General features: G+C 66.1%; 21 protein-coding genes, 3 tRNA genes and 1 pseudogene. 14 read left to right on the top strand and 11 right to left on the bottom strand.

The window, feature by feature from the left end; translation table 11 throughout:
* Positions 1–12: 12 nt before the first annotated feature.
* The 6 genes and pseudogenes from AC5LXK_RS08100 to rnr all read right to left on the bottom strand — a co-directional run bounded on the left by AC5LXK_RS08100 (position 13) and on the right by rnr (position 7,229).
* Positions 13–999 carry a Gfo/Idh/MocA family protein gene (locus AC5LXK_RS08100; RefSeq protein WP_493391103.1) on the bottom strand — a complete coding sequence of 329 codons (987 nt, stop codon included), beginning with the start codon at positions 997–999 and terminating at the stop codon, positions 13–15.
* 101 nt (positions 1,000–1,100) lie between these two features.
* Positions 1,101–1,817, bottom strand: a pseudogene (locus tag AC5LXK_RS08095) (FadR/GntR family transcriptional regulator).
* Positions 1,818–2,096: 279 nt separating this feature from the next.
* Entirely contained in the window at positions 2,097–2,792 is a 696-nt protein-coding gene (gene rpiA, locus AC5LXK_RS08090) for a ribose-5-phosphate isomerase RpiA (RefSeq protein WP_493391102.1), read from the bottom strand.
* 91 nt (positions 2,793–2,883) lie between these two features.
* A complete protein-coding gene (locus tag AC5LXK_RS08085) occupies positions 2,884–3,756 on the bottom strand; it encodes an N-acetylmuramoyl-L-alanine amidase (protein ID WP_493391101.1) in 873 nt (290 codons plus the stop codon).
* Between the two features lie 97 nt (positions 3,757–3,853).
* Positions 3,854–4,597 (bottom strand): 23S rRNA (guanosine(2251)-2'-O)-methyltransferase RlmB, encoded by a 744-nt coding sequence (rlmB, locus tag AC5LXK_RS08080; protein ID WP_493391100.1) that lies wholly within the window; start codon positions 4,595–4,597, stop codon positions 3,854–3,856.
* Between the two features lie 148 nt (positions 4,598–4,745).
* On the bottom strand, positions 4,746–7,229 hold the full coding sequence (rnr, locus tag AC5LXK_RS08075; RefSeq protein WP_493391099.1) for a ribonuclease R: 2,484 nt from the start codon (positions 7,227–7,229) through the stop codon (positions 4,746–4,748).
* Positions 7,230–7,480: 251 nt separating this feature from the next.
* Here rnr and AC5LXK_RS08070 point away from each other — a divergent pair.
* The 4 genes from AC5LXK_RS08070 to AC5LXK_RS08055 all read left to right on the top strand — a co-directional run bounded on the left by AC5LXK_RS08070 (position 7,481) and on the right by AC5LXK_RS08055 (position 9,270).
* Positions 7,481–7,567, top strand: a tRNA-Leu gene (locus AC5LXK_RS08070).
* A 188-nt stretch (positions 7,568–7,755) separates the two neighbouring features.
* Positions 7,756–8,745 carry an aliphatic sulfonate ABC transporter substrate-binding protein gene (locus AC5LXK_RS08065; RefSeq protein ID WP_493391098.1) on the top strand — a complete coding sequence of 330 codons (990 nt, stop codon included), beginning with the start codon at positions 7,756–7,758 and terminating at the stop codon, positions 8,743–8,745.
* A 110-nt stretch (positions 8,746–8,855) separates the two neighbouring features.
* Positions 8,856–8,942: transfer RNA gene (locus tag AC5LXK_RS08060), tRNA-Leu, on the top strand.
* Positions 8,943–9,183: 241 nt separating this feature from the next.
* Positions 9,184–9,270 (top strand) — tRNA-Leu (locus AC5LXK_RS08055).
* 66 nt (positions 9,271–9,336) lie between these two features.
* Here the strand turns inward: AC5LXK_RS08055 and AC5LXK_RS08050 are convergent.
* Positions 9,337–9,885 carry an Ohr family peroxiredoxin gene (locus AC5LXK_RS08050; RefSeq protein WP_493391097.1) on the bottom strand — a complete coding sequence of 183 codons (549 nt, stop codon included), beginning with the start codon at positions 9,883–9,885 and terminating at the stop codon, positions 9,337–9,339.
* A gap of 319 nt (positions 9,886–10,204) precedes the next feature.
* Between AC5LXK_RS08050 and AC5LXK_RS08045 the strand changes: the two genes are divergently transcribed.
* The 5 genes from AC5LXK_RS08045 to AC5LXK_RS08025 all read left to right on the top strand — a co-directional run bounded on the left by AC5LXK_RS08045 (position 10,205) and on the right by AC5LXK_RS08025 (position 16,164).
* Positions 10,205–11,452 (top strand): ROK family protein, encoded by a 1,248-nt coding sequence (locus AC5LXK_RS08045; protein WP_493391096.1) that lies wholly within the window; start codon positions 10,205–10,207, stop codon positions 11,450–11,452.
* Entirely contained in the window at positions 11,439–12,992 is a 1,554-nt protein-coding gene (locus AC5LXK_RS08040) for a sugar ABC transporter ATP-binding protein (RefSeq protein ID WP_493391095.1), read from the top strand. The genes AC5LXK_RS08045 and AC5LXK_RS08040 overlap by 14 nt, the downstream gene beginning before the upstream one ends.
* Before the next feature lie 40 nt (positions 12,993–13,032).
* Entirely contained in the window at positions 13,033–14,070 is a 1,038-nt protein-coding gene (locus AC5LXK_RS08035; protein ID WP_493391094.1) for an ABC transporter permease subunit, read from the top strand.
* Between the two features lie 83 nt (positions 14,071–14,153).
* Positions 14,154–15,098 (top strand): ABC transporter substrate-binding protein, encoded by a 945-nt coding sequence (locus AC5LXK_RS08030; protein ID WP_493391093.1) that lies wholly within the window; start codon positions 14,154–14,156, stop codon positions 15,096–15,098.
* Between the two features lie 130 nt (positions 15,099–15,228).
* Positions 15,229–16,164 (top strand): carbohydrate kinase family protein, encoded by a 936-nt coding sequence (locus tag AC5LXK_RS08025; RefSeq protein WP_493391092.1) that lies wholly within the window; start codon positions 15,229–15,231, stop codon positions 16,162–16,164.
* 22 nt (positions 16,165–16,186) lie between these two features.
* Here AC5LXK_RS08025 and AC5LXK_RS08020 read toward each other — a convergent pair whose 3' ends face one another.
* From AC5LXK_RS08020 to AC5LXK_RS08010, 3 genes are all read right to left on the bottom strand, one after another.
* The gene (locus tag AC5LXK_RS08020) at positions 16,187–17,917 is read right to left on the bottom strand and encodes a SulP family inorganic anion transporter (RefSeq protein WP_493391091.1); all 1,731 of its coding nucleotides are present in this window, start codon (positions 17,915–17,917) and stop codon (positions 16,187–16,189) included.
* A gap of 23 nt (positions 17,918–17,940) precedes the next feature.
* Entirely contained in the window at positions 17,941–18,567 is a 627-nt protein-coding gene (locus AC5LXK_RS08015) for a ParB-like protein (RefSeq protein WP_493391090.1), read from the bottom strand.
* Between the two features lie 125 nt (positions 18,568–18,692).
* Positions 18,693–19,235 carry a GNAT family N-acetyltransferase gene (locus AC5LXK_RS08010; protein ID WP_493391089.1) on the bottom strand — a complete coding sequence of 181 codons (543 nt, stop codon included), beginning with the start codon at positions 19,233–19,235 and terminating at the stop codon, positions 18,693–18,695.
* A 281-nt stretch (positions 19,236–19,516) separates the two neighbouring features.
* On the opposite strand from AC5LXK_RS08010, the gene AC5LXK_RS08005 reads away from it, so the two are divergent.
* From AC5LXK_RS08005 to AC5LXK_RS07990, 4 genes are all read left to right on the top strand, one after another.
* Entirely contained in the window at positions 19,517–20,737 is a 1,221-nt protein-coding gene (locus tag AC5LXK_RS08005; RefSeq protein WP_493391088.1) for an MFS transporter, read from the top strand.
* Positions 20,738–20,952: 215 nt separating this feature from the next.
* Positions 20,953–21,774, top strand: coding sequence for a TetR/AcrR family transcriptional regulator (locus AC5LXK_RS08000; RefSeq protein ID WP_493391087.1), 822 nt, complete (start codon positions 20,953–20,955; stop codon positions 21,772–21,774).
* A gap of 156 nt (positions 21,775–21,930) precedes the next feature.
* On the top strand, positions 21,931–23,685 hold the full coding sequence (locus tag AC5LXK_RS07995) for an AMP-binding protein (protein ID WP_493391086.1): 1,755 nt from the start codon (positions 21,931–21,933) through the stop codon (positions 23,683–23,685).
* A 29-nt stretch (positions 23,686–23,714) separates the two neighbouring features.
* A complete protein-coding gene (locus AC5LXK_RS07990; protein WP_493391085.1) occupies positions 23,715–24,632 on the top strand; it encodes a DUF1571 domain-containing protein in 918 nt (305 codons plus the stop codon).
* A gap of 26 nt (positions 24,633–24,658) precedes the next feature.
* On the opposite strand, the gene AC5LXK_RS07985 is transcribed toward AC5LXK_RS07990, so the two are convergent.
* Positions 24,659–24,937, bottom strand: a complete 279-nt coding sequence (locus tag AC5LXK_RS07985) for a hypothetical protein (RefSeq protein WP_493391084.1) — start codon at positions 24,935–24,937, stop codon at positions 24,659–24,661.
* Between the two features lie 295 nt (positions 24,938–25,232).
* Here AC5LXK_RS07985 and hfq point away from each other — a divergent pair, with 295 nt between their 5' ends.
* Positions 25,233–25,811, top strand: coding sequence for an RNA chaperone Hfq (gene hfq, locus AC5LXK_RS07980; RefSeq protein ID WP_059234622.1), 579 nt, complete (start codon positions 25,233–25,235; stop codon positions 25,809–25,811).
* Positions 25,812–25,845: the final 34 nt, after the last annotated feature.

The following is a 25,845-nucleotide window of genomic DNA, read 5'->3' as shown; positions in this document are numbered from 1 at the left end:
CCTCCTTCCTGCTTATTCGCCCGAATAGCGCACGCCGAGCGCGGCGCGTGCCGCATCGGTCATCGCGATCATCTGCCGCGAATGGTCGTGCGTCATGATCGGGCTCTCGGTCTTCCCCGCGCGCAACAAGTCGCAGAAATGCGCGGTTTCGTAGTTCAGCCCGCCGCCGTCGACCGGCGCGTCGAGTTCGACGGTGCGCCCGTCCGCGTAACGGATCGTCGCGCGCGCGGGGTTCCACCACTTCTCGTGAATCGTCACGTGGCCGCCAGCCGCGGCGATCAGCGCATCGCCGCGCCCCATCACGTCGAGCCCGCAAAAGAGCTGCGCGATCCCGCCGTTCGCATGCAGGCTGTTCAGGCTCGCGAACATGTCGACACCCGTCGTACCGACACGACCGAGCGTCTGCACGTCGAGCGCCGCGCCGAGCCAGTCGACGGCCAGGAACGCCTCGTAGATCCCGATGTCGAGCAGCGCACCGCCCGCACGATCGAGACGATAGACGGAATGATCGTCCGGTACCGACGACGACGCGCACCCGGCCCGCACGAGCCGGATCTCGCCGATCGGATCGTCATGCAGGTGCGCGCGCAACTGGCGGTACAGCGGGAAGAACGGCGGCTTCATCGCTTCCATGAAGAGCAGCCCGGCATCACGTGCCGCCTGCAGCACCGTTTCGAGTTGCGCCGCGTTCAGCGTCGCGGGTTTTTCGCACAGCACGGCCTTGCCGGCAGCCAGTGCGGCCAGCGTGTACTGCGCGTGACTGTCATGGAGCGTCGCGATGTACACCGCGTCGATATCGCTCGCAAGGAGCGCTTCAAGGCTCGCGGCAGGCGTGCCGCCGCACGTCCCGCAAAAGGCGGCCGCCGTGTCGGCCCGGCGGGCCCAGACACCGGCGAGCGTGGCGCCCGGCACGTGCGCGAGGCTTTGCGCGAAGCGGCGCGCAATGCTGCCCGCGCCGACGATGCCGAAGCGCACCGGGCGATGGTCGTTGTCGTTCATCCTGATCTTCCGTGTCGGTCGTATGGCGATGGCCGGCACGCTGCCGGCCGGTCGTCATGATAAACGGCCCGGCGGCACACGGATGAGCGACACGCACCGCGTCAGGCACGCACGGGCACGTCGACCGAGAAATCGCGCGAGATCTCGTCGGCGCTGAAATCGATCAGCGCAAGCGAGGCCGCCTCGGCTTCGCGCGGGTCGCGCCGCTCGATCGCGTCGACGACGCGTGCATGCGCCTTCACCGCGATGTCGTGCGCACCTTCCTTCTGCACGACGCGCGGATTCACGAGACGCACTGCGCCGCGCACGATCGCCGCCATCTGCTGGAAGAACTGGTTGCCGCTCGCCTGCACGATCCGCGTATGCAGCAACTCGTCCGCGGTGTCGTAGCCGGGGTCGCCCGGCTGCAGTACCTTGAACGCGTCGAACGCTTCGCGAATGCCCGCGATGTCCGTCGCCGTCGCACGCACCGCCGCCTGCGCGGTCGCACGTGGTTCGATCAGCATCCGGAATTCGATGACGTCGCGCATGAACTGCGGATCGGGTTTTGCCCGAAATCGCCAACTCACGACGTCTTCGTCGATCATGCGTCAGTCGCGCATCGGCCGCACGCGCGTACCGACTTTCGGACGCACGTCGAGCATGTCGCGCGCAAGCAACATCGACAACGCTTCCCGCATCACAGTGCGGCTCACATCGAACTCTTTCGACAGCACGTCCTGCGGCGGCAAGATGCCGCCATACTTGTCTTCGACGATACCCGAGACAAGCCCATCCATCACTTTAGCGACCAGTGACCGGTCTTTGCCCTGCTCCATGACACCTCCCCGTGCGTCGATTTGCGAACACCTGCTCCGCAGTTCCGCCGGCCCTGGTTACGACTGTTCTTATGATCTATAAGTTGATGAGTTCGAGGACATTTCGCTATCTGGTAAACACCTGACAGGGTTATCCCTCTTTTTGACGGGGTGATTTATACGGCCAAAAAAAAGGCCCGGGAAGCGCTCTGCGCTTGCCGAACCCCGATTTCTACAAGATTTAAACATTCAATCCATTACGGTAGTTAACGTACCGTTACGGACTGCTGTTCATTTCTTTCAATTAGCCGAATAAACGATCGTTTCAACGCCGTTTTCCGTGCCGAGCAAGCACAGATTCGCACCGCGTCCGGCGAACAACCCGACCGTCACGACGCCCGGCCATGCATTCACCTGCGCTTCGAAGCCGCGCGGATCCGTGATCTGCAGCCCCTTCACGTCGATGATCTCGTTGCCGTTGTCGGTGATGTACGGCGCGCCGTCCTTCGTCACGCGCAGCACCGGCACGCCGCCGAGCGCGGTCACGCGCCGGCCGATCGCCGTGCGCGCCATCGGCACGACCTCGATCGGCAGCGGGAACGCACCGAGCACGGGCACGCGCTTGCTGCCGTCGGCAATGCAGACGAACGTATCGGCCACCGACGCGACGATCTTCTCGCGCGTCAGCGCGCCGCCACCGCCCTTGATCATCGCACCGCTCACATCGATCTCGTCGGCACCGTCGACGTACACCTGCAGCGAGTCGACCTCGTTCAGGTCGAACACCTTGATGCCGTGCGATTTCAGGCGTTCGGTCGTGGCCACCGAGCTCGACACGGCGCCGCGATAGCGCGACTTGACGACGGCGAGCGCGTCGATGAAGCAGTTGGCGGTCGAGCCGGTGCCGACGCCGATCACGGCGCCTTCCGGCACGTTCTGGATCACGTAATCGGCGGCGGCCTGGCCGACGAGGCGTTTGAGTTCGTCTTGAGTCATGGAGTGGGAATGCTGCGGGATTGCGGAAAACCGCCAGTTTACCGGAGTCGGGGGACGGCCCGCGTTTTTCGGCGTGCAATGCCCAGCGCGTTCAGGGCGCGCCGGCCGCGGGCGCGTTGTCCGTCGGTTGCGTGCCGGGGAAGTACTTGTCGAGCAGCGCCTGCGCGATCGCGTCGCTTTCCGCATCCGGATTGCCCGCGTAGTCGGAGGGCCGGAAATGCATCTGGAACGCGGCGAACACGCGTCGCGTGCGGGCGTCGAGCACGCCGTCGGTCGGCACGTCGTAGCCATAGCGAGCGAGCTTGAGCTGCAATTCACGCACGTCGACCGGTGCGCGCGGATCGCGACCGCCGAGCCGTGCGGCCACGGTCGCATCATCCGGCCATGCGCCGACGCCGGCCTGGGCCAGCGCGTGCCACGGAAACAGCGGCCCCGGATCGATCTTGCGTTGCGGCGCGATATCGCTGTGCCCGACCACGCGCGTCGGCGGGATCCCGTAGCGCGCGACGATATCCTTCGACAGGCGGGTCAACGCGTCGACCTGTTCGGGCGGATACGGCTGCCAGGTGCGATTCTGCGGATCGAGCGGGCCGCGGTTCACGTTCTCGATGCCGATCGACACCGCATTCAGCTCGGTCGTGCCCTGCCACTCGCTGACGCCCGCGTGCCACGCGCGCTGCGCTTCCGGAACGAGCTGGAAGACGACGGGCATCCCGTGTTCGGTGCGCGGCTGCGGCGGGATCACGTAATGCACGCTCACCGAATCTCCCGTCAGCGTGCGCAGCGATTTCGCTTCGTCGCTTTCGGTGTAGTGCATCACGAGAAAGCGGATCCGTGAATCGGCACCGCGCGCGTGCAGGCTCGTGTCGGCGTAGTACGTGCCGCGTTCGACAAGCGACGGCGACGTACAGGCCGCCAGCAGGCAGAGCACGGCGCATGACGCGCCAACACGGAAAAGGGTCATCGGTTGCGGCTTCCGGGGAACCGCGTGCCGCATCGCTTCGCGGCACGCGTCGTTCGGGTCGTTCGAGGCCCGCGCGTGGCGCGCGGGACAGGCTGTGTCAGCCCTTCACACGCCGCTGGCGCACGGCTTCGTACAGGCACACGCCGCTCGCGACCGACACGTTCAGGCTTTCCACGCTGCCGGCCATCGGGATGCTCATCACTTCGTCGCAGGTGTCGCGCGTGAGCCGGCGCATGCCTTCGCCTTCCGCGCCCATCACGAGCGCGACGGGGCCGTCGAGCTTCGTTTCGTAGAGCGTGGCCGACGCTTCGTCCGACGTGCCGATGATCCACACGCCGGCCTCCTTCAGCTCGCGCAGCGCGCGGGCGAGGTTCGTCACCGTGATGTACGGCACCGTATCGGCCGCGCCGCTCGCGACCTTGGCCGCGGTCGCGTTCAGGCCGACTGCGCGGTCGCGCGGCGCGATCACTGCGTGCGCGCCCGCCGAATCGGCGACACGCAGGCACGCACCGAGGTTGTGCGGATCGGTGACGCCATCGAGCACGAGCAGCAGCGCCGGCCCGTGGATGCCGTCGAGCAGCTCGGACAGGTTCTGTGCGAGCGGCATGTCCTCGACACGCGCGACGACGCCCTGGTGGCGCTCGGTGTGCGCGAGGCCCCACAGGCGCGTTTCGTCGGCCGCGATCAGCCGCACGCCCGCTTCCTTCGCGGCGTGCAGGAAGTCCTGCATGCGGCGGTCGCGGCGCGTCTGGTCGTACAGCACCTCCGCAACCGTCGATGCATCGTGCCGCAAACGTGCGGTCACCGCATGAAAACCGTAAAGAACCTTCAGACGTGACATGACTGGAACAACCTTCGATCAAACGTGCGGCCGCGCGACGCGCGCAGCCGCGATCCATGGAAAAGGAAAGCGCCGCGAAGCCGGCCGATGACCGGTGACGCGGCGTCTCTCGATACTGCAGGGCGTGCGCATGCGCCGCCCCGAACGCTCAATACTTCTTGCGGGCGTGTGCCTTCTTCGCAGTCGGCTTCGCCGGTGCGCCACCACTGCCACCGCCCTTCTTCTTCGCGGCGGAACGCGCGGTGCGCGCTTCCTTCACCGCGACGCTCGGCGCGCTCGCGGCCTTCTTGCGACGCGGTGCGACGTCCTCCGCCTGCGGCAGCGCGCGCACGCGCGGACCGTTGCCGTTGCCGTTGCGCTCGGCGCCGGCGGCAGCCGGTGCCGGCGACGGACGCGGCGCCTTCACCGGCGTATCGCGCACGAGGCGGAAATCGATCTTGCGCGCATCGAGATCGACGCGGCTCACCTGCACCCGCACACGATCCGACAGGCGGTAACGGATACCCGTCCGTTCACCGCGCAGCTCGTTCTTGATCTCGTCGTACTGGAAATAATCCGAGCCGAGTTCCGTTACGTGCACGAGCCCTTCGATGAACAGCGTGTCGAGCTGCACGAAGATGCCGAACGACGTCACGCCGTTCACCATCCCGCCGTACTCCTCACCGAGCTTGTCGCGCATGAAGTAGCACTTGAGCCACGCTTCGACGTCGCGCGACGCTTCGTCCGCACGGCGCTCGTTCGCCGAGCAGTGCAGGCCGAGCTCTTCCCAGATCGCCGTGTTCGAACGCGAGCGGCTGCGTGCTTCGTCATCGGCCTGCTGCATCGCGCGGGCGCGCGGCGACAGCGCGGTGTTCAGCTCGAAGCCTTCCGGCGCCTTCGGCATGTACTTCTTGCCGGACAGGATCGCGTAGATCGCGCGGTGCGTGAGCAGGTCGGGATAGCGGCGGATCGGGCTCGTGAAGTGCGCATACGCCTCGTACGCGAGACCGAAGTGGCCGATGTTGTCCGGGCTGTAGACGGCCTGCTGCATCGAGCGCAGCAACATCGGCTGCAGCATCTGCGCGTCCGGCCGGTCGCGGATCTGCGCCATCAGCGCCGCGTAGTCGCTCGCATGCGGCTTGTCGCCGCCGCCGAGCGACAGGCCCATGCCGCGCAGGAACGCGCGCAGGTTCTCGAGCTTCTCCGGCGTCGGCCCCGCGTGCACGCGGTACAGGCCGGGATGCTTGTTGCGCTTCAGGAAGTCGGCCGCGCAGACGTTCGCGGCCAGCATGCATTCCTCGATCAGCTTGTGCGCATCGTTGCGCTGGCGCGGCACGATCTGCTCGATCTTGCCCTGCGAGTTGCAGACGATGTAGGTCTCGGTCGTGTCGAAGTCGATCGCGCCACGCTTTTGCCGTGCGGCGAACAACGACTTGTAGACGCCGTACAGGTCCTGCAGGTGCGGCAGCAGGTCTGCGCGACGCGCGGCCTCCGGCCCCTTCGTGTTCGACAAAACGGCCGCGACTTCGGTGTACGTCAGGCGCGCGGCCGAATGGATCACGGCTGGATAGAACTGGTATGCCTTGATCTCGCCGCGCGCGGTGATCACCATGTCGCACGCGAGCACGCAGCGGTCGACGTGAGGATTCAGCGAGCACAGGCCGTTCGACAGCTTCTCCGGCAGCATCGGGATCACGCGACGCGGGAAGTAGACCGACGTACTGCGCTCGAGCGCATCGGCATCGAGCCCGGTACCCGGTTGTACGTAGTGCGACACGTCGGCGATCGCGACGATCAGCCGGTAGCCGTCGCCACGACCGACCTTGACCGGCTCGCAGTAAACGGCGTCATCGAAGTCGCGGGCGTCCTCGCCGTCGATCGTCACGAGCGGCACGTCGCGCAGGTCGACGCGGAAGCGCAGGTCGGTCGGCCGCACCTTGTCGGGCAGCGCGGCGGCTTCGTCGAGCGCCGGCTGGCTGAATTCGTGCGGCACGCCGTACTTGCGCACCGCGATCTCGATTTCCATGCCCGGATCGTCGATGTCGCCGAGCACTTCGACGACGCGGCCGAGCGGCTGCGAATGGCGGCTCGGGAAGTCGGTCAGCTCGACGACGACGACCTGCCCGACCTTCGCCTTCTTCACGTTCTGCGTGATCAGGATGTCGTGGCCGATGCGCTTGTCTTCCGGCGCTACGATCAGCGCGCCGTTCTCGTTGAGCAGGCGGCCGATCACGCGCTTGTTCGCGCGGTCGGTGACTTCGACGACATGCCCTTCCGGACGACCGCGGCGATCGTAGCCGACGATCCGCGCGAGCACGCGGTCGTTGTGCATCACCTTCTGCATTTCGCCGTTCGGCAAGAACAGATCGTCCTGGCCATCGTCGCGGATCACGAACCCGTAGCCGTCGCGATGCCCCTGCACGCGCCCGGCGACGAAATTCGACGGATGAGTCAACTGATAGTGGCCGCGTTTGTCGAGGCGGATCTGGCCGTCGCGTTCCATCGCGGCGACACGACGGAAGAACCCCTCGCGCTCCTGACGCTTGATCGACAGTGCTTCGGCGATATCGTTGGCGGCCAGCGGCGCGTCGCTCGTACGCAGCACGCCGAGAATCTCTTCACGGCTCGGAATGGGGTACGGATATTTGCTCAAGGGTTTGTCGATGATTGTTCTCGTTGCGTTGACTGACGGTGCTCGGCATCAACATAGAGGTGTCCGTCAGACAGTTCTATATTGACGGCGGCGGGTCATTCTATCACCCGCCTGTGTCGCCAAATGACGGGGAATGCCGCGGGCAGGCGCGATGGCAGCCGGTTTGCGATGCATCGCAAAAAAGTGTTGACACGAATAATTGGGGCGCTATAATTTCGCTTCTTTGCAGCAAGCAGCTCACTGCAAAACGTGCCCAGGTGGCGGAATTGGTAGACGCACTAGGTTCAGGTCCTAGCGGTGGCAACATCGTGGAGGTTCGAGTCCTCTCCTGGGCACCATCTGTTTTCTAAAAAAGGTCGGCTTCTAGCCGGCCTTTTTTCATTTCAGCACCCGCATCGCGGGTGCCTGTCACCTGCCCTTATGTCGACCACGTCGATCGATAGCAGAATTAATCGTTTTTCGATCGCCCTCTCCGTTGTTACGTTAGCCGCCTTGCGTTCAACGCATCCAACGAGGAGCACGATTCATGACGTCGATGAACCGCCGCGCGTTCGCGCGCGCGATGCTGGCTGCGGGCCTCACCGTCGCAGGCGTCCGAACGCACGCCGAGAACGCGCCTGCCGCGCTACGCATCGGCTACCAGAAGTCGTCGACGCTCATTACGCTGCTCAAGACGCGCGGCCTGCTCGAGCAGGCACTGACGCCGCTCGGCCTGCGTGTGTCGTGGCATGAATTCGCGAGCGGATTGCCGCTGACCGAAGCGCTCAACGTCGGCGCCGTCGACTTCAGCGCCGACGTGGCCGATACGGTTCCGGTCTTCGCGCAAGCCGCCCATGCGCGATTCGTGTACATCGCGCAGGAAGCGCCTTCGCCGAAGGCACAGGCGATCGTCGTCAAGCAGGACAGCGCACTGCGTACGCTGGCCGACCTCAAGGGTCGACAGATCGCAGTCACGAAAGCGGCCGGCAGCCATTACCTGCTGCTTGCCGCGCTCGCACACGCCAAGCTCTCGCCCACCGATACGGCGATCCATTACCTGACACCCGCCGACGGCCGCGCCGCATTCGAGCGCGGCAGCGTGGACGCATGGATCACGTGGGACCCGTATGTCGCGTCCGTCGACCGGAATCCCGACGTGCGGATCCTGGCCGATGGCAACGGCCTCGCGTCGTACCAGCGCTACTACCTCGCATCGAGCAGTTTCGCCGCCGCGCGACCCGAAGTCGTCCAGATCCTGTTCGACCAGTTGACGCAGGCCGGGACGTGGCTGCGCGACCATCCGCAGGAGGCCGCGAATACGCTCGCGCCAATCTGGGGGCTCGACGCAACGACGATCGCACGCGCGAATGCGCGACGCAGTTACCTCGTCCGCGCAGTGGTCGCGCAAAACTTCGGCGAACAACAGAAGATCGCCGACACGTTTCTCGCGGCCGGACTACTGCCCGCCCGCGTCGATACGGGCCACGCACAGCGCTGGAATTTCGCGGCGAAGCGCGCGGAGTCGGTCAACGCATGAGGGCCTGTCGCGCAAAGGCGCGATATTTTTATCGCTTCGAGTGAAATTATGTTGACAGACCCCGTCGACACGCTAAAATAGCGGTCTTCGCACTGCAGCAAGCGAAACGTGCCCAGGTGGCGGAATTGGTAGACGCACTAGGTTCAGGTCCTAGCGGTGGCAACATCGTGGAGGTTCGAGTCCTCTCCTGGGCACCATCTGTTTTCTAAAAAAGGTCGGCTTCTAGCCGGCCTTTTTTCATTTCCGACTTCGGAATCGATACGCAACACACGCACCGACATCGATGGGCCGCGCCCACATCGAGCTTGTGCTGCCCGCCCGCCTCGCCCGAACACCGCCGGCACATTATTTTCGTTCGTGACCTCAAATAGTGTTGACAGCCCCTGAATACGCGCTATAATTTCGCTTCTTTGCAGCAAGCAGCTCTCTGCAAAACGTGCCCAGGTGGCGGAATTGGTAGACGCACTAGGTTCAGGTCCTAGCGGTGGCAACATCGTGGAGGTTCGAGTCCTCTCCTGGGCACCACTCGATTGATGAAAAAAGGTCGGCTTCTAGCCGGCCTTTTTTCATTTCCGACACCGGAATCGCAACTTACGTCGCCCCGGTCACGCGCACGGTGTGACTCATTCCACCCCTCGCCATCTTCGCGTACGGACAAATCGTTTCGGTTTCCGCGACCAGCGCTCGCGCATCATCCAGACCGACGCCCGGCAGACAGACCTCGACGTCCAGTTCGATTGCAAACAGGCCGTCCGACGGATCCCGCTGAAACGTTGCGCGAGCCGAGATCACCAGATCCGATGGCACGCGAATCCGGTGCTTCATCGCGACCAGCGTCAGCGCACCGTGAAAACATGCCGCAAACCCGGCGGCAAACAACTGCTCCGGATTCGTACCGCCACCCGAACCACCCAGTTCTACCGGCAAACGCAACGGCAGATCGAGTTCACCGGTTGCCGCGCGTGCGTGACCGGACGAGCGGCCGTGCGCCGATTTACCGCCGGTGACAACGACTGTCGTCGCATAAAGGGGCAGCGGCTCGCTGCCGGTGTAAGGATCAAGCAGCGACACCGAAGGCCGCGTCGTGCGATGCATGGTTTTCTCCCGGAAAAAGACACGGCGCAATTTCGACAGCACCATGCCGGAGGTTCGACGAGCGATCCCGAACCATGCAAACAGGCACCGTCGGGCTTCGCTTCGCGCGGGTTACGGCAATACGCGCAACCCAGCGGGCAATCGTGACGCGCCGACCCAGCCCGGTCCATCGGACGAATTCCAAATTTCCCGACTTCCGGGCATCAGCGATCCACCCCCGATTCTCCTTGTCGACACGCAACCCTCCCCGTCTCGGGACAAACCGGGATTTCCCTAGGCTGACATGCCGGCGCGCACGCGGTTAAATAAATCAACGTGATTTATTTAATGCACCGCCAAGCGGTGTGACATGGAAGGAGACACCATGCGAAGTCCGCACTTCGGCCAGGGAAGCAATTCGGCCAACGTGCGCCGTTACAACGAGCGCCTGCTGCTGAAGACGCTGCGCCGCGCGGGCAGCGCATCGAAGGCCGACCTCGCCCGTCTCGCGAACATGACGGGCACGGCGGTCGGCAGCATCATCGCGTCGCTCGCCGATGCGAAGCTGATCGAATTCGCGGGCCGCACCGAGGGCCAGCGCGGCCAGCCCGCTTCGCTGATCCGCCTCGATCCGCGCGGCGCGTTCGGCATCGGCGTCCATCTCGACCGGATGCGTATCGAAACGGCGCTCGTCAACTTCGCGGGCGACGTGCTCGGCCGCCGCTCGCACGACACGCTGCTGCCGCCGCCCGCCGACGTTCTCGAGATCGTGCGTCACGACATCGACGCGATGCAGGCCCTGCTCCCCGATCATGATCGCGCGCGCCTGGCCGGTATCGGCGTCGCGCAGCCCTACAACCTCGGCGCGTGGATGCGCGAACTCGGCCTCGCGCCCGACACGTTCCGCGCATGGGAAGACGTCGATTTCGCGGCCGACCTCGGCCGGACGCTGTCGCTGCCCGTCTTCGGCGAAAACGACGGCAACGCGGCCGCGATCGCCGAACTGTTCTACGGCTACGGCCGGCAGTGCGACGATTTCGTCTACCTGTTCATCGGGCCGGCAATCGGCGGCGGCATCGCGATCGACGGCGACTGCCTGCGCGGGGTGACCGGCAATGCAGGCGACATCGCCGTGATTCCGGTGCTTCCGAGCCGGCTCGCCTCCGCGCCGCCGCCGCGCGGCCCGTGGGACATCCTGCTCGCACGGGCATCGCTGCATGCGCTCGTGCGCCACCTGCGCCATCACGGCGAGACGGTCGAGAACCGCGCCGATCTCGAAGCGTGCATCGCCCGCGGCCTGCCGGCCGTAGACGAATGGATCGACGACTGCGTCGACGCGCTCGCGCCGGCATTGCGCGCGGTGCTGTGCGTGGTCGATGCGCCGGTGGTCGTGCTCGACGCCGACACCGACGCGGGCCTGCTCGACGCGGTCACGTCCCGCCTGCGCGCGGCGCTCGTGGCCACCGCACCCGAAGCGCGCGGCACGCCGGTGCTCGTACGCGGCACGTTCGGCGCCGACGCCGGCGCGATCGGCGCCGCCACGCTGCCGATGTTCTTCAACTTCTCCCCGCGGGCCGGCATCCTCAAGGGCGCCCGCACCGACTCGCAGGAGGTCAACCATGTCGCGTTCTGAGTCGCCCCGTCCACTGCTCGAGATGCGCGGGATCAGCAAGACGTTCCCGGCCGTGCGCGCGCTCGACAAGGTCAGCCTGACCGTCTATCCCGGCGAGATCCATTCGCTGATGGGCGAGAACGGTGCGGGCAAATCGACGCTGATGAAGATCCTGTCGGGCGCGTATCGCGCCGACGCCGGCGGCGAGATCCTGATCGACGGCGAACGCATCGACATCGACGGGCCGCTCGCCGCGCGCGATGCCGGCGTCGCGGTGATCTACCAGGAGCTGTGCCTGTCGCCGAACCTGACCGTCGCGGAAAACATCTACATCGGCCGCGAGCTGCGGCGCGGCAACCGGCGCTGGGGCACGATCGACCGCGCGGCGATGGCGCGCGGCTGCCAGGACGTGCTCGCGCGCCTCGGCGCACCGTTCGGCCCCGACACGCTCGTCGACACGCTGTCGATCGCCGAGCAGCAACTCGTCGAAATCGCGCGCGCCGTGCACACCCGCGCCCGCATCCTCGTGATGGACGAGCCGACCACGCCGCTGTCGTCGCGCGAAACGGAGCACCTGTTCAGCCTGATCCGCCAGTTGCGCGAGGAAGGCCTCGCGATCATCTACATCAGCCACCGGATGGCCGAGATCTACGAGCTGTCCGATCGCGTGTCGGTGCTGCGCGACGGCGCATACGTCGGCACGCTCGAACGCGCTTCGCTGTCGGCCGATCGGCTCGTCGCGATGATGGTCGGTCGCGACATTTCGGGCTTCTACAAGAAGGAACACGCGCCGTACGATCCCGGCCACCTGCTGCTGTCGGTCCGCGACATCGCCGACGACACGCGCGTGCGCGGCTGCAGCCTCGACCTGCACGCCGGTGAAGTGCTCGGCATCGCGGGGCTCGTCGGCGCTGGACGCACCGAGCTCGCGCGGCTGATCTTCGGCGCCGAACCGCGCGTGCGCGGCGACGTGAAACTGGGCGACCGCGCGTTCGGCGCGCACTCGCCACGCGACGCGATCGACGCGGGCCTCGTCTACCTGACAGAGGATCGCAAGCGCCAGGGCTTGTTCCTCGACATGAGCGTACGCGACAACATCAACATCTCGGTCTGCAATCGCGATGCCCGTCTCGGCGCGCTCGACCTCGCACGCGGCGCCGAACGTGCGCGCGACGCGATTGCGTCGCTGTCGATCCGCGTCCCCCACGCAAACGTGAACGTCGGCGCACTGTCGGGCGGCAACCAGCAGAAGGTGCTGCTGTCGCGCCTGCTCGAAACGAAGCCGCGCGTGCTGATCCTCGACGAACCGACGCGTGGCGTCGACATCGGCGCGAAATCCGAGATCTACCGGATCATCAACGAACTGGCCCGTGCCGGTGTGGGCGTGATCGTGATCTCGAGCGAGCTGCCGGAAATCATCGGCGTCGCCGACCGCGTGCTCGTGATGCGCGAAGGCGAAATTGCCGGCGAACTCGGCGGCCATACGCACACACCCATCACGCAGGAAGCGATCATCGCGCTCGCCACCGGCTCGCAGGCCGAACTCGCCGACGCGCATTGAGCCCGCCCTTTCATTTCACTCTTACATTCAGGTTACCGAAATGATCAACCCGACCAAGCAGCGGAACCTCGCTTCCGCGACGGCCCATACGGTGGGCGATCGTACTCCCCTGTTGCGCGGCGCCGATCATCGCGCCCGCATGCAATCACTGATCCGAACGGCCGGCATGCTGCCGGTGCTGCTGGTCCTGTGCATCGGCTTCGGCTTCCTGACCGACGGCTTCTTCACGCTGCAGAACCTGTCGATCGTCACGCAACAGGCGTCCATCAACATCGTGCTCGCGGCCGGCATGACCTTCGTGATCCTGACGGGCGGCATCGACCTGTCGGTCGGCTCGGTGCTTGCTGCCGCGGCCGTCGCGGCCCTGCTCGCATCGACCATCCCCGGCTGGGGCTGGCTGGGCGTGCCCTTTGCGCTCGCCGTCGGCCTCGTGTTCGGCGCGATCAACGGCGGGCTGATCTCGTTCCTGCGCCTGCCGCCGTTCATCGTCACGCTCGGCGCGATGACGGCCGTGCGCGGCGTCGCCCGCCTGATCGGCAACGACACGACCATCTTCAATCCGCAACTGCCGTTCGCGTTCATCGGCAACGGCTCGATCCTCGGCGTGCCCTGGCTCGTCGTGATCGCGTGCGCGGTGATCGCGATCTCGTGGTTCATCCTGCGCCGCACGGTGCTCGGGATGCGGATCTATTCGGTCGGCGGCAACCCGGAAGCCGCACGCCTGTCGGGCATCAACGTGCGGGCGATCCAGATGTTCGTGTATGCGGCGTCGGGGCTGCTCGCCGGCCTCGGCGCGGTGATGTCGGCCGCACGGCTCTATGCGGCCAACGGGCTGCAGCTCGGCCAGTCCTACGAGCTCGACGCGATCGCCGCGGTGATCCTCGGCGGCACGAGCTTCGTGGGCGGCGTCGGCTCGATCGTCGGCACGCTGATCGGCGCGCTGATCATCGCGGTCCTGACCAACGGCCTCGTGCTGCTCGGCGTGTCCGACATCTGGCAATACATCATCAAGGGGCTCGTGATCATCGGCGCCGTTGCGCTCGATCGCTATCGCCAGCGCGATTCGGCCCGCACCTGATTTCTTCCCGTCGATTCAACCTTGCGGCGCAGGCCCGTCCTCCTGCGCCCGTTCGCCAACACACCTCACGGAGACACAACGACATGTTCAAGCACACTGCCGCCCTGACCGCCGTCGCCTGCGCGCTCGCCTTCGGCGCATCCGCCGCACACGCCGCGGACAAGCCGCTCAAATCGATCGGCGTCACGGTCGGGTCGCTCGGCAACCCGTACTTCGTCACGATCGTCAAGGGCGCCGAAGCCCGCGCGAAGCAGCTCAACCCGAACGCGAAGGTGACGGCCGTTTCGGCCGACTACGACCTGAACAAGCAGTTCACGCAGATCGACAACTTCATCTCCGCGCACGTCGACATGATCCTGCTCAACGCGACCGACCCGAAGGCGATCGAGCCGGCGGTGAAGAAGGCGCAAGCGGCCGGCATCACGGTCGTCGCAGTCGACGTCGCGGCCGCCGGCGCGAACGCGACCGTGCAGACCAACAACGTGAAGGCCGGCGAACTCGCGTGCGACTACCTCGCGAAGAAGCTCAACGGCAAAGGCAACGTGATCATCGAGAACGGCCCGCAGGTGTCGGCCGTGATCGATCGCGTGAACGGCTGCAAGGCCGTACTCGCGAAAAACCCGGGCATCAAGCTGCTGTCGAGCGACCAGGACGGCAAGGGCTCGCGCGAAGGCGGGATGAACGCGATGCAGGGCTACCTGACGCGCTTTCCGAAGCTCGACGGCGTGTTCACGATCAACGACCCGCAGGCAATCGGCAGCGATCTCGCCGCGAAGCAGCTGAACCGTCCGGGCATCGTGATCACGTCGGTCGACGGCGCACCCGACATCGAAGTCGCGCTCAAGTCCAACACGCTCGTCCAGGCGTCGTCGAGCCAGGATCCGTGGGCGATGGCGCAGCAGGCCGTCAACGTCGGCTACGGGATCATGAACGGCCAGAAGCCGGCCAATCCGATGATCCTGATCGAGCCGACGCTCATCACGCGCGACAACGTGAAGACCTACAAGGGCTGGAGCACGCCGCGCTGATCGCGCCGCCCGCCCACCCGCACCACCGGACAGTGCCGGGCCGCATCGCCGCATGCGGCGGCCCGCACCGCCCGCCTTTCGGATCAACCGCCGTACGGCCGCACGCAACGCCGCGGCACAAGGTTTCGACATGACGACGACGTTTCCCCGCCTGATCGTATTCGGCGAGGCGCTGACCGATTTCATCCGCGACGACGCACAGCACTGGCGCAGCGTCGCCGGCGGCTCATGCTGGAACGTGGCCCGCGTCGGTGCACGGCTCGGCGTGCCGACGGCCTTCGCCGGCACGGTCAGCCGCGACATCTTCGGCGACGAGCTGATGTGCAAGAGCGCCGACGCAGGGCTCGACATGCGCTTCATCCGGCAGGTCGACCGCGCGCCGCTGCTCGCGATGGTCGTGTCGAAGCAGCCGCCCCACTATTTCTTCATCGGCGACAACAGCGCCGATCTCGCATTCGATCCGGCAGACATGCCCGCCGGTGCCCTCGACGCGGCCGAGATCGTGCACGTCGGCTCGCTCGGCGTCGTGCGCGAACCGCTCGCGGCGCGCCTGATCGAGATCGCACAGACCGCACGCGCGGCCGGCAAGCGGATTTCGTTCGACCCGAACTTCCGGGCGCCGATGGCCGCGCCGTCGTATCGCGACACGCTGCGCCGGCTGGCCATGCTCGCCGACTGGATCAAGGTATCCGACGAGGATCTGCGCGGACTGTTTCCCGAACTCGACGAAGCGGCCGCGCTCGCGCAACTGCGCACATGGGCGCCCGACGCGACGATGCTCGTCACGCGCGGCGCATCCGGCATGCAGCTTCTGCATCGCGACACGATGCTGTTCCAGCCCGCGTTTCCGACCGAGGTCGCCGACACGGTCGGCTGCGGCGACGCAAGCATCGGCGGCTGGCTCGCGAGCCAGCTGGCGCGCCCCGATGCAACGGCGGCCGACCATCTGCGCTACGCAGCCGCATGCGCGGCCGTCGCCTGTGCACATGCAGGCGCCTATGCACCGACGGCCGAGGAAGTAGCCGGCATGATCGAGCGCACCGCCGGCGCCGCGCTCTCTCAATAAACGGCGCCGGCGCGCCGCCTCGTCATGCGGCGGTCGTTCCGTCGCTGCCGTCGGGCGGCATGCCGGCCTGCAACAGTTGCAGGCTTTCGTCGACGCTCAGCTCCGACAGCGCATCGTCGTGCAGCGTATCGTCCGCCGCGCGGCGCAGCGCATGCAGTGCGTGCACCTTGAGCCGCACGAGCGCGAGTCGCAGCCCGCGCGCCGCACATTCCGCCGCGAACGTGCGCAACGATTCGATCGTCGTGCCGTCGACGTCCGGCGTTTCCTCGAGGCTCAGCATCACGGTATGCGTGTCCGGCGCAGCCTTCATCAACGCACGCACGCGATTCAGCATCCGGTCCGCATTCGCGAAGAACAGCTGCGCCTCGGGCCGCACGATCAGCACGCCCGGCACCGGCTTCGCATCGGCATGATTCGCGACGTCGACGAAGTCGTGGCTGTCGCGCAACCGGCCGAGCACGCTGACGTTCGGCTCGGACAGCTTGCGCAGCGTCAGCAGCAGGCTCACGCCGATGGCCGCGAGCAGCCCGTTCAGCACGCCGAGCACGAGCACCGCGAGCAGTGCCGCGATCACGACGAGCCGGTCGCGATGCCACGCCCAGTACGGCCGGAAGACGGACGGATGCAGCGAGTGGCTGACGGCGAAGATCACGATCGCCGCGAGCACCGGCTCCGGCGTGCGCGCGAGCTGCGGCAGCAGCAACCAGACGATCAGCGCGACCACGCCGGCCGCCCACAGGCCGGCAAAGCGCGACTGCGCACCTGCCGCCTCGTTCGCCGACGTCGCCGAATAACCGGCGCCGACCGGCATCCCGTGCAACAGGCCCGACACGAGGTTCGCGCAGCCGAGCGCGACGAGGTCGCGGTTCGGCGACATGGTATCGCCGTGCTTCAGCGCGAAGTTGCGGATCGATCCGTACGACTCCGCATACAGGATCAGCATCAGCGCGAACGCAAGCTCGATCGTCTGCATCCACGCGTTGCGGTCGAGATGCGGCAGGCCGAATTCGAGGTGCCGGAAGTCGATATGGCCGACGATCGCGATCCCGTAGCGCTGCCAGTCGATTGCGTAACCCACCGCGATCGACAGCACGATCACGACGAGCGTCGCGGGCACCCGCGAGCGGCGTCCGAGCACGAACAGCAGGGCCAGCGCGATCGCGCCGAGCACGACGCTCGCGAGGTTGGCATGCGGCGCGCCGGTGATCAGGTCGAGCACGACATGCGGTGCATCGCTGTGCTGCACGGAAATCGCGAGAATCTTCGGCAGTTGCTTGATGACGATCGTCAGCGCAAGGCCGAACGTGAAACCGCGCAGCACGGGCCGCGCGACGAAATCCGACATGCCGCCGAGCCGCGCGACACCGGCCAGGATGAACAGCACGCCCGTCATCGCGACGAGCGCAGCCGCGAGTGCGAGCTGGGCGGCCAGCGCCATCCCCGATTCGGCGAGCACGGTCGCCGCGAGCACGGCGGCCGACGACGACGTCGACGACACGATCGCGAAGCGGCTGCTGCCCGTCAACGCATAGACGACGAGCCCCGACAGCAGTGCGATCAGGCCGGCCTGCGGCGGCAGGTTGGCGAGCCCCGCATACGCGACCGCCTCGGGAATCAGCAGGCCGGCAATCGACAGGCCGGCCAGTGCATCGAGGCCGATGCGACGCGCAGGCGGCGGCGAAGCCGCATCGAGCGCGGCAAAATGGTCGGCATGCTGCGGGCCGGCGTCGGGACGGATCGGAGCGGTCGTCATGGTCGGTCGGCGTCGTGCGCCGGTCAGGGTTTGACGGCGATGACGCCCGACCAGCCGGGCAGGTAGCGCGCATCCTGTTCGTGCGCGCGATGCAGCGCGATATCGAGCGCCTTCGCGAAGTTCTTGCGGATCTGGTCGAGCGACACGTGCTGACGCAGGTAGTCGGCCCACAGGAATTCGCTGAACGGCGTCGCATCCTTCGCATAGCCGCCCGCCGTGCGCAGCTCGCCGGCGAGGCTGCGGTACGGGTCGTCCTCGAGCCCCGTCAGTGCCTTCGGCAAGTGCGCATAGTCGCGCCGCGACCCGTCCGCGCCGAACGGATGCACCCACTGGTTGTGTTCCATCATCCGCCAGAAGATCGTGTCGTCGAGCCACGACAGATCCTTCAGCAGCATCGCGTTCACGCGCGACTCGCCCTCCTCGATCAGCGCGAGGCCGAGATGATGGTGATCGGTGATGTAGTGCAGGCCGCCGGGGCCGACGATGGCCGGGAACCAGTGCGATTCGATCGCGGCCTTGCGGGCGCGCTTGTTGAGCGCCTTCCAGTGCTTGCGCTTCGCCTTGACTTCGCGATAGCCCACCGTCATCTGCGTCGGACGCAGCGCGTCGAGCCTGACGGGAATGAGATGAACGTCGTTGCCGAGTGCCATGGTCGTACCCCATGTTGCGAAATTCCGGCAACGATACTCCTGATCGCGCGAGCCGTTAATACGGCATGACCTCGATTCGCGTGCGGTTGACGATCTCTGACACCCACGACAAGCAAGACGCTGCGCTACGCACGCAGATCGTTGCGTTCGAGGCGATGGCGAATGTAAGGAATGCCGTCGTGCACGACGCTCACGCGATGCATTCCGAGCTTGCGGGCGACATTCAGCGAGCCGCTGTTGGCCTCCGCGATATCGGCGATCACACGCGGCAGGCGCACGGTGTCGAACGCGTGCCGCACGACGGCCTCGGCCGCCTCGCTCGCAATACCGCGCCCCCAGGTCGTGCGCACGAGCCGCCAGCCGATCTCGACGTCGCGCGCGCCGTCCGCATAGTCGGGAATCAGCAGGATCCAGCCGACGAACGCATCGGGTACGGCCTTCTCGAAGATCGACCAGTACCCGAGGCCCGGCGGATAGTCACGCGCGATCCGGTGCGTGACGAAGCGGCGATGCTCGACGGGGTCGTGCCACGGCCCCGCGATGTGCCGCGTCACTTCGGGATCGCGATCCATCTCGATGCATGCATCGAGATCGGCCAGCACACGCGGCCGCAGCCACAGCCTGGCCGTTTCGAGCACCGGCAATTCGGCGGCGGAACGTTCATTCATCCGGACTCCTGATTCGATGACGCTATGCGTCGAACGCATTACAGAACAAATACAAACAGCCTTCCATAATGATACAGATGCCTGTCGACTGGCTCGCGCAGCGCCGTTTCCGTTTCCGAAACAGTTCATTTCCTAGGGATTATTCCCGATTCGACGTTATCGCGCCCTACATCGCACGATACAGCGGCCTACACTCGATCCATGCCCCCGCGCCGCGCGCATGCCGGGACGGCATCCGCATGCACATCGTGAGCGCGCAAGCCAACGAGGAGACCTCGGACATGAGCTGGACCCGCGAACAACGCAACGTCACGATCGCCGCCTATCTGGGCTGGACGCTCGATGCGTTCGACTTTTTCCTGATGGTTTTCGTGCTGAAGGACATCGCCGCGGAATTCGCGTCGACGATCCCCGCCGTCGCGTTCGCGCTCACGCTGACGCTCGCGATGCGCCCGCTCGGCGCGCTGATCTTCGGCCGGCTCGCCGACCGCTTCGGTCGTCGCCCGACCCTGATGGTCAACATCGCATGCTATTCGGTGCTCGAACTCGCGTCGGGTTTCGCGCCGAGCCTGACTGCGCTGCTGGTGCTGCGTGCGCTGTTCGGCATCGCGATGGGCGGCGAATGGGGCGTCGGCTCCGCGCTGACGATGGAGACCGTACCGACCCATGCGCGCGGCTTCGTGTCGGGGCTGCTGCAGGCCGGCTACCCGAGCGGCTACCTGCTCGCGTCGGTCGTATTCGGCCTGTTCTACCAGACCATCGGCTGGCGCGGCATGTTCATGGTCGGCGTGCTGCCCGCGCTGCTCGTGCTGTACGTCCGGTCTCACGTGCCCGAATCGCCGGCGTGGAAGCAGATGGAAAAGCGCCAGCGCCCGAGCCTCGGCGCGACGCTGAAGCAGAACTGGAAGCTCACGATCTACGCGATCGTGCTGATGACCGCGTTCAACTTCTTCTCGCACGGTACGCAGGATCTCTACCCGACCTTCCTGCGCGAACAGCATCACTTCGATCCGCATACGGTGTCGTGGATCACGATCGTGCTGAACATCGGCGCGATCGTCGGCGGCCTTTCGTTCGGTGCGATCTCGGAGCGGATCGGCCGGCGCCGCGCGATCTTCATCGCCGCACTGATCGCGCTGCCCGTGCTGCCGCTGTGGGCGTTCTCGAGCGGCCCGGTCGCGCTCGCAGCCGGCGCATTCCTGATGCAGATCTCGGTACAGGGCGCGTGGGGCGTGATCCCGGTTCACCTGAACGAGATCTCGCCCGACGAGATCCGGGCAACCTTCCCCGGTGTCGTCTATCAGCTCGGCAACCTGCTCGCGTCGGGCAACGCGACGATGCAGGCGTCGCTCGCCGTTTCGAACGGCAACAACTACGGCCTTGCGCTCGCGGTCGTGGCCGGCATCGTCGCCGTCGCGATCGCCGTGCTGATCCTGTTCAGCCGCGAACGGCGCGGCATCGACATGACGCAATCGGTCAATACGCGTAGCACGGTCGGCTGAACCCGCACGTTGCGGCACTGCATCATCGCGCGCGCCCCGTCCGGCCGGGGTCGCGCGTCATGCTTTCCGCATTCGCACATCGAACTAGAGGAATTTGTCCAGATTCCCCGCTTGCCCGCCCTGCCCGCGATTTTTTATCTTAATAAAAACGACTGTTTGAATCAGATAATCAAATCACCTGTTCGCGGCCGGGAAACCGGCATGGGAGGCGGAACATGGCAGTAAGTCAGGAGGGGCGGCCATCCGCGGGACGGCCGTCCGGAGCACGGTCATCCAGCACTCGGCAGACCGGCGGGACGAAGGCGCGCATCCTCGATGCGGCCGAGGATCTCTTCATCGAGCATGGCTTCGAAGCGATGTCGATGCGGCAGATCACCTCGCGCGCGGCGGTCAACCTCGCCGCGGTCAACTATCACTTCGGCAGCAAGGAAGCGCTGATCCACGCGATGCTGTCGCGCCGGCTCGACCAGCTCAACCAGGAGCGCCTCGGCATTCTCGACCGTTTCGATGCGCAGCTCGGCACGCACATCACCTGCGAGCACGTGCTCGGCGCGATGTTCATTCCCGCGCTGAAGGCATCGCGCAATCCCGAACGCGGCGGGCCCGGGTTCCTCCGGCTGATCGGCCGTGCATACACCGATCCTTCGCCGTTCGTGCGCAACTTCCTGACCGCGCACTACGCTAGCGTCGCAGGCCGCTTCTTCGATGCGTTCCAGCGCGCGTTGCCGCATCTGCCGCGTACGGAACTCGGCTGGCGGCTGCATTTCGCGATCGGCGCGCTGTCCGGCGCGCTCGCGGGCGCCGAAACCGAAAGCCTGATCGACGAATTCTCGCAAGGGCGCACGATGAACGACGTGCAGATGATCGCGCGGCTGTCGTCGCTGATCGTCGCCGCGCTGAAGGCACCGATGCCCGACACCGCCCAACTGTCGATCTTCGCGGCGGTGCTCGACGACGCGGGGGCCAGCGAAGCGTTCGGGCTGCCGCAGTCGGCTGCGACGAGCGTCGACGCGGCGACACTGCATTCCACGAACTGAGCGCGCAAGGCCACGCGCGGCTTCCTGTTCACGATTTGATTGATACGCGCGGTCGTGCGTGGCGTCGAAACGCCCGCACCGACCGGCCGCGAAGCACGGGGCATGGGCAGGCGCCGACACGCCGCCCTCGCCGAGAGCACCGACCGGAGACACGTCATGTCATCTTCCGCAGCAACCACCGCGGCCCAGGTTCCGCCGAACACCGACGGTATCTGGTACGCGTCGTACCCGCCCGGCGTCCCGCACGAAATCGACGTCGCGCAATATGCGTCGCTCGTGCAGTTCTTCGACGAATGCACGACCCGCTACGCCGACCGCGTCGCTTACGTGAGCGCCGGTGCGTCGATGACCTACCGCACGCTCGCGCAGAAGGTCGACGCATTCGCGTCGTACCTGCAAACGCTCGGCGTGAAACCCGGCGACCGCGTCGCGATCATGCTGCCGAACACATTCCAGTACCCGGTCGCGCTGTTCGGCACGCTGAAGGCCGGCGCGATCGTCGTCAACGTGAACCCGCTCTATACCGTGCGCGAACTCGCGCACCAGCTGAAGGACAGCGGCGCACAGACGATCGTCGTGTTCGAGAACTTCGCACGCACGCTGCAGGATGCGCTGCCGGAAACGCAGGTCAAGAACATCGTCGTCACCGCGCTCGGCGACCTGCTCGCCGACGGCTTCAATGCGAAAGGACGCCTGATCAATTTCGTGCTGAAGCACGTGAAGAAGCTCGTGCCGGCCTATCACCTGCCGCAGGCCATCCGGCTGCGCTCCGCCCTCGCGCTCGGCGCGCGCGGCAAGCCGCAACCCGTGCAGACGGCGCGCGACGATCTCGCATTCCTGCAGTACACGGGCGGCACGACGGGCGTCGCGAAAGGCGCGATGCTCACGCACGGCAACCTGATCGCGAACCTGCTGCAGGCCAAGGCGTGGATCGCCGACCAGGTGTCGGGCGACGTCGAAACCGTGCTTACGCCGCTGCCGCTCTATCACATCTATTCGCTGACGGTGAACGCGTTCATCTTCATGGGGCTCGGCGGGCGCAACATCCTGATCGCGAACCCGCGCGACATGAAGATGGTGATGAAGATCATCCGCAACGAAACGTTCACGGGGATCACCGGCATCAACACGCTGTACAACGCGTTCCTCGACAACGAGGAATTCCGCCAGCGCGATTTCTCGAAGCTCAAGCTCGCGATGGCAGGCGGTATGGCGATGCAGCGCGCGGTCGCGGAGCGCTTCCAGCAGGTGACGGGGCGGCCGGTCGTCGAAGGCTACGGCCTGACCGAATGCTCGCCGATCGTCACGATGAATCCCGTGGACCTGAACGACATGGCCGCGTTCAGCGGCTCGATCGGCCTGCCTGCGCCGTCCACCGTCGTGCGCTTTCGCCGCGAGGACGGCACGTGGGCCGCCATCGGCGAGCCGGGCGAGCTGTGCGTGCACGGCCCGCAGGTGATGCGCGGCTACTGGCAGCGCCCCGACGAAACGGCCAAGGTGATCGACGCCGACGGCTGGCTCGGCACCGGCGACATCGGCGTGATGGACGAGCGCGGCTTCATCCGCCTCATCGACCGCAAGAAGGACATGATCCTCGTGTCGGGCTTCAACGTGTATCCGAACGAGATCGAGGAGGTGCTCGTGATGCATCCCGGCATCAGCGAAGCCGCGGCGATCGGCATTCCTGACGAGGTACAGGGCGAACGGATCAAGGTGTTCGTCGTGCGCCGCGACCCGTCGCTGACGGTCGACGACGTGCTCGCGCACTGCCGCAAGAACCTGACCGGCTACAAGATGCCGAAATTCGTCGAGTTCCGCGACGCACTGCCGCAGACGAACGTCGGCAAGATCCTGCGCCGCGCGCTGCGTGACGAGGAACTCGCCAAAATCAAGGCCGCGAAGCAAGGCTGAACGATCCATCGCACCGGGAGACGCTGTCGATGAACGAAGGAATGATGCACCGCGTGCGGCATGCCGCCGCCGCGGCGGCCGTTTGCGTGCTGTCGCTCGCGCAAACGGGCCTGCATGCGCAGGAAGCGGCCGGCACCGCGAGCGCGACCCAGGAAGTCGCGCTGCCGGCGGACCTCGCGAAAGTCACGCGCGAGCCGCTCGCGCAACAGGCGCGCTGGCTGCGCACGGCGGCCCAGCGCGGCACGCTCGCGCAGCTCGACGACGCAACGCTCACGGCACTTTTCAAGGCACTGGATCCGCTTGCCGTACCGCTCTACATCCGCAACGGTCCCAACGGCTACCCGTCATACCAGTTCACGATGGTGCGCCAGGAGCGCATCAGCGGGAAATGGTCCGACACGCCTGACCACATGCTCGTGAAGACGACCCGCGAGCCGCTGCGCGTGTATGCGAAATGGCTGCCGGGCGGCGCGCATGCCGGACAGGAAACCATCTACGACACGACGCAACGCAAGGACGAGATGTACGGCCATCTGGGCGGCCTGCTCGGCAAGATTCCGCTGTGGACGGCGATCGACGGCGCCCTGGCGCGCGCCCAGTCGAATCACCAGGTGAAGGATCTCGGCACCGAGTTCATCACGAACCTGTACCTGACCGAAGGGAAGAAATACCTGGAAGCCGGCGTGCAGCGGCCGACCGACGTGGAAGCCAGGACGATCGGCGGGGTGCGCGTCGTCGCGCTCACCTACGAAACGCCGACCGGCCGGCCGCAGTTCTACGCGAAAAAGGAAACCCTGGGGCTCGACCTGCACGCCCCCTATTTCCGGACCGTCGAATCCTATGACAACGACGGCAAGATCTTCGAGCGGATCGTCATCGAGAAAATCGCGCCGGTGACCTTCGACGACACCGCATTCGACCCGAAAAACCCCGACTACGCGTTCTGATTCACATGGCGAGGCCGGCCACGGGATCAATCGTCATCGTCGTCGCCGTAATATCGGCGCCATTGCCTGTCATGGTGCCGGCGCCACCTCCAGTAGCGATCGTCGTCATCGCCGTAATAGCCGTATCCGCCGCCCGGATAGACGACCACGGGCGGCTGCGGCGCTACATAGACCGGCGCCGGCTCGACATAGACCGGTGCAACCGGTACGCCGATGCCGACCGACAGGTCGACATGCGCCATTGCGCTCCCGGAAACGAGCCATGCCATGCTCCCGATCACCCCTGCCACTTGCCTCTTGTTCATGCTGCGGATCCCTGATGAGCCGGCCCGCCCGGCTCGCGCAACCAATGTAAGCGCCGCGTACGCGCCGGGGTGATACGGGGCTGCGAGAGTCGTAACGCGGCGTAACGAAACGACATTGGCCGTTCGGCCGAATCGCGAAAATGCGCCGGAACGTCTATAGTGGGTTACGGTTCGACACAATCACGACTGCGCGCTCCCGGATCGAACAGGGTAAAATCCCGCCAAACACCTTGTGGACGAACACGCCACACACACGCACAACATATTCTCTGACGCAGGCTCCTGCCGCACCTCAATGGCCAATCCCGCAGAATCCCATCCGCAAAACGACTTCATCAATTCGGCGCGCAAGGAACGTAAGCGCGTTGAAATCTATCTCGTCAACGGCATTCGCCTGACGGGCTGCATCGAGTCGTTCGACCAGTACCTGGTGATGCTGCGCACCCCCGTGGGTCTGCAAGGCATCTACAAGCGTGCGATTTCCACGATCCAGCTCGACACGGGCGGCTCGCGCCCGGGCGGCAGCGGCCCCCGCGGGCCGCGCACCGGCGGTCGCCCCGGCGGCCGTGAAGGCGGCGGTCACAGCCCGTACGGCTCGCACGGCGGCTCGCGCGAATCGCGCGGCGACGGCGGCTACGGCTCCCGCGAACCGCGCGAAGGCTATGGTTCGCGTGAACCGCGCGAGGGTTACGGCTCGCGCGAGCCGCGCGAAGGCTACGGCGCACCGCGCGAGCCCCGTGAACCGCGCGAAAGCTACGGCGCGCCGCGCGACACCGGCGACGCATCCGGCAACACGTCATCGCCGGATTCCCGCGGCGGCAACGGGCCGGTGATCGTCACGCGCCGCCGGCGAATCGTGCCGGACGGCCAGTAAAACAAAAGGGCAAGCCAACCGGCTTGCCCTTTTT

It is taken from the genome of Burkholderia pulmonis, from assembly GCF_984667975.1.
Note: the sequence above shows the minus strand (reverse complement) of the source record. Positions and strands in the feature narration are given on the sequence as shown.

Bases quoted from the DNA above. Each gene is read 5' to 3' on its own strand.
- AC5LXK_RS08100 (WP_493391103.1), bottom strand. From the start codon at position 999: ATGAACGACAACGACCATCGCCCGGTGCGCTTCGGCATCGTCGGCGCG.
- rpiA (WP_493391102.1), bottom strand. From the start codon at position 2,792: ATGACTCAAGACGAACTCAAACGCCTCGTCGGCCAGGCCGCCGCCGAT.
- AC5LXK_RS08085 (WP_493391101.1), bottom strand. From the start codon at position 3,756: ATGACCCTTTTCCGTGTTGGCGCGTCATGCGCCGTGCTCTGCCTGCTG.
- rlmB (WP_493391100.1), bottom strand. From the start codon at position 4,597: ATGTCACGTCTGAAGGTTCTTTACGGTTTTCATGCGGTGACCGCACGT.
- AC5LXK_RS08065 (WP_493391098.1), top strand. From the start codon at position 7,756: ATGACGTCGATGAACCGCCGCGCGTTCGCGCGCGCGATGCTGGCTGCG.
- AC5LXK_RS08050 (WP_493391097.1), bottom strand. From the start codon at position 9,885: ATGGTGCTGTCGAAATTGCGCCGTGTCTTTTTCCGGGAGAAAACCATG.
- AC5LXK_RS08045 (WP_493391096.1), top strand. From the start codon at position 10,205: ATGCGAAGTCCGCACTTCGGCCAGGGAAGCAATTCGGCCAACGTGCGC.
- AC5LXK_RS08040 (WP_493391095.1), top strand. From the start codon at position 11,439: ATGTCGCGTTCTGAGTCGCCCCGTCCACTGCTCGAGATGCGCGGGATC.
- AC5LXK_RS08035 (WP_493391094.1), top strand. From the start codon at position 13,033: ATGATCAACCCGACCAAGCAGCGGAACCTCGCTTCCGCGACGGCCCAT.
- AC5LXK_RS08030 (WP_493391093.1), top strand. From the start codon at position 14,154: ATGTTCAAGCACACTGCCGCCCTGACCGCCGTCGCCTGCGCGCTCGCC.
- AC5LXK_RS08025 (WP_493391092.1), top strand. From the start codon at position 15,229: ATGACGACGACGTTTCCCCGCCTGATCGTATTCGGCGAGGCGCTGACC.
- AC5LXK_RS08020 (WP_493391091.1), bottom strand. From the start codon at position 17,917: ATGACGACCGCTCCGATCCGTCCCGACGCCGGCCCGCAGCATGCCGAC.
- AC5LXK_RS08015 (WP_493391090.1), bottom strand. From the start codon at position 18,567: ATGGCACTCGGCAACGACGTTCATCTCATTCCCGTCAGGCTCGACGCG.
- AC5LXK_RS08010 (WP_493391089.1), bottom strand. From the start codon at position 19,235: ATGAATGAACGTTCCGCCGCCGAATTGCCGGTGCTCGAAACGGCCAGG.
- AC5LXK_RS08005 (WP_493391088.1), top strand. From the start codon at position 19,517: ATGAGCTGGACCCGCGAACAACGCAACGTCACGATCGCCGCCTATCTG.
- AC5LXK_RS08000 (WP_493391087.1), top strand. From the start codon at position 20,953: ATGGCAGTAAGTCAGGAGGGGCGGCCATCCGCGGGACGGCCGTCCGGA.
- AC5LXK_RS07995 (WP_493391086.1), top strand. From the start codon at position 21,931: ATGTCATCTTCCGCAGCAACCACCGCGGCCCAGGTTCCGCCGAACACC.
- AC5LXK_RS07990 (WP_493391085.1), top strand. From the start codon at position 23,715: ATGAACGAAGGAATGATGCACCGCGTGCGGCATGCCGCCGCCGCGGCG.
- AC5LXK_RS07985 (WP_493391084.1), bottom strand. From the start codon at position 24,937: ATGAACAAGAGGCAAGTGGCAGGGGTGATCGGGAGCATGGCATGGCTC.
- hfq (WP_059234622.1), top strand. From the start codon at position 25,233: ATGGCCAATCCCGCAGAATCCCATCCGCAAAACGACTTCATCAATTCG.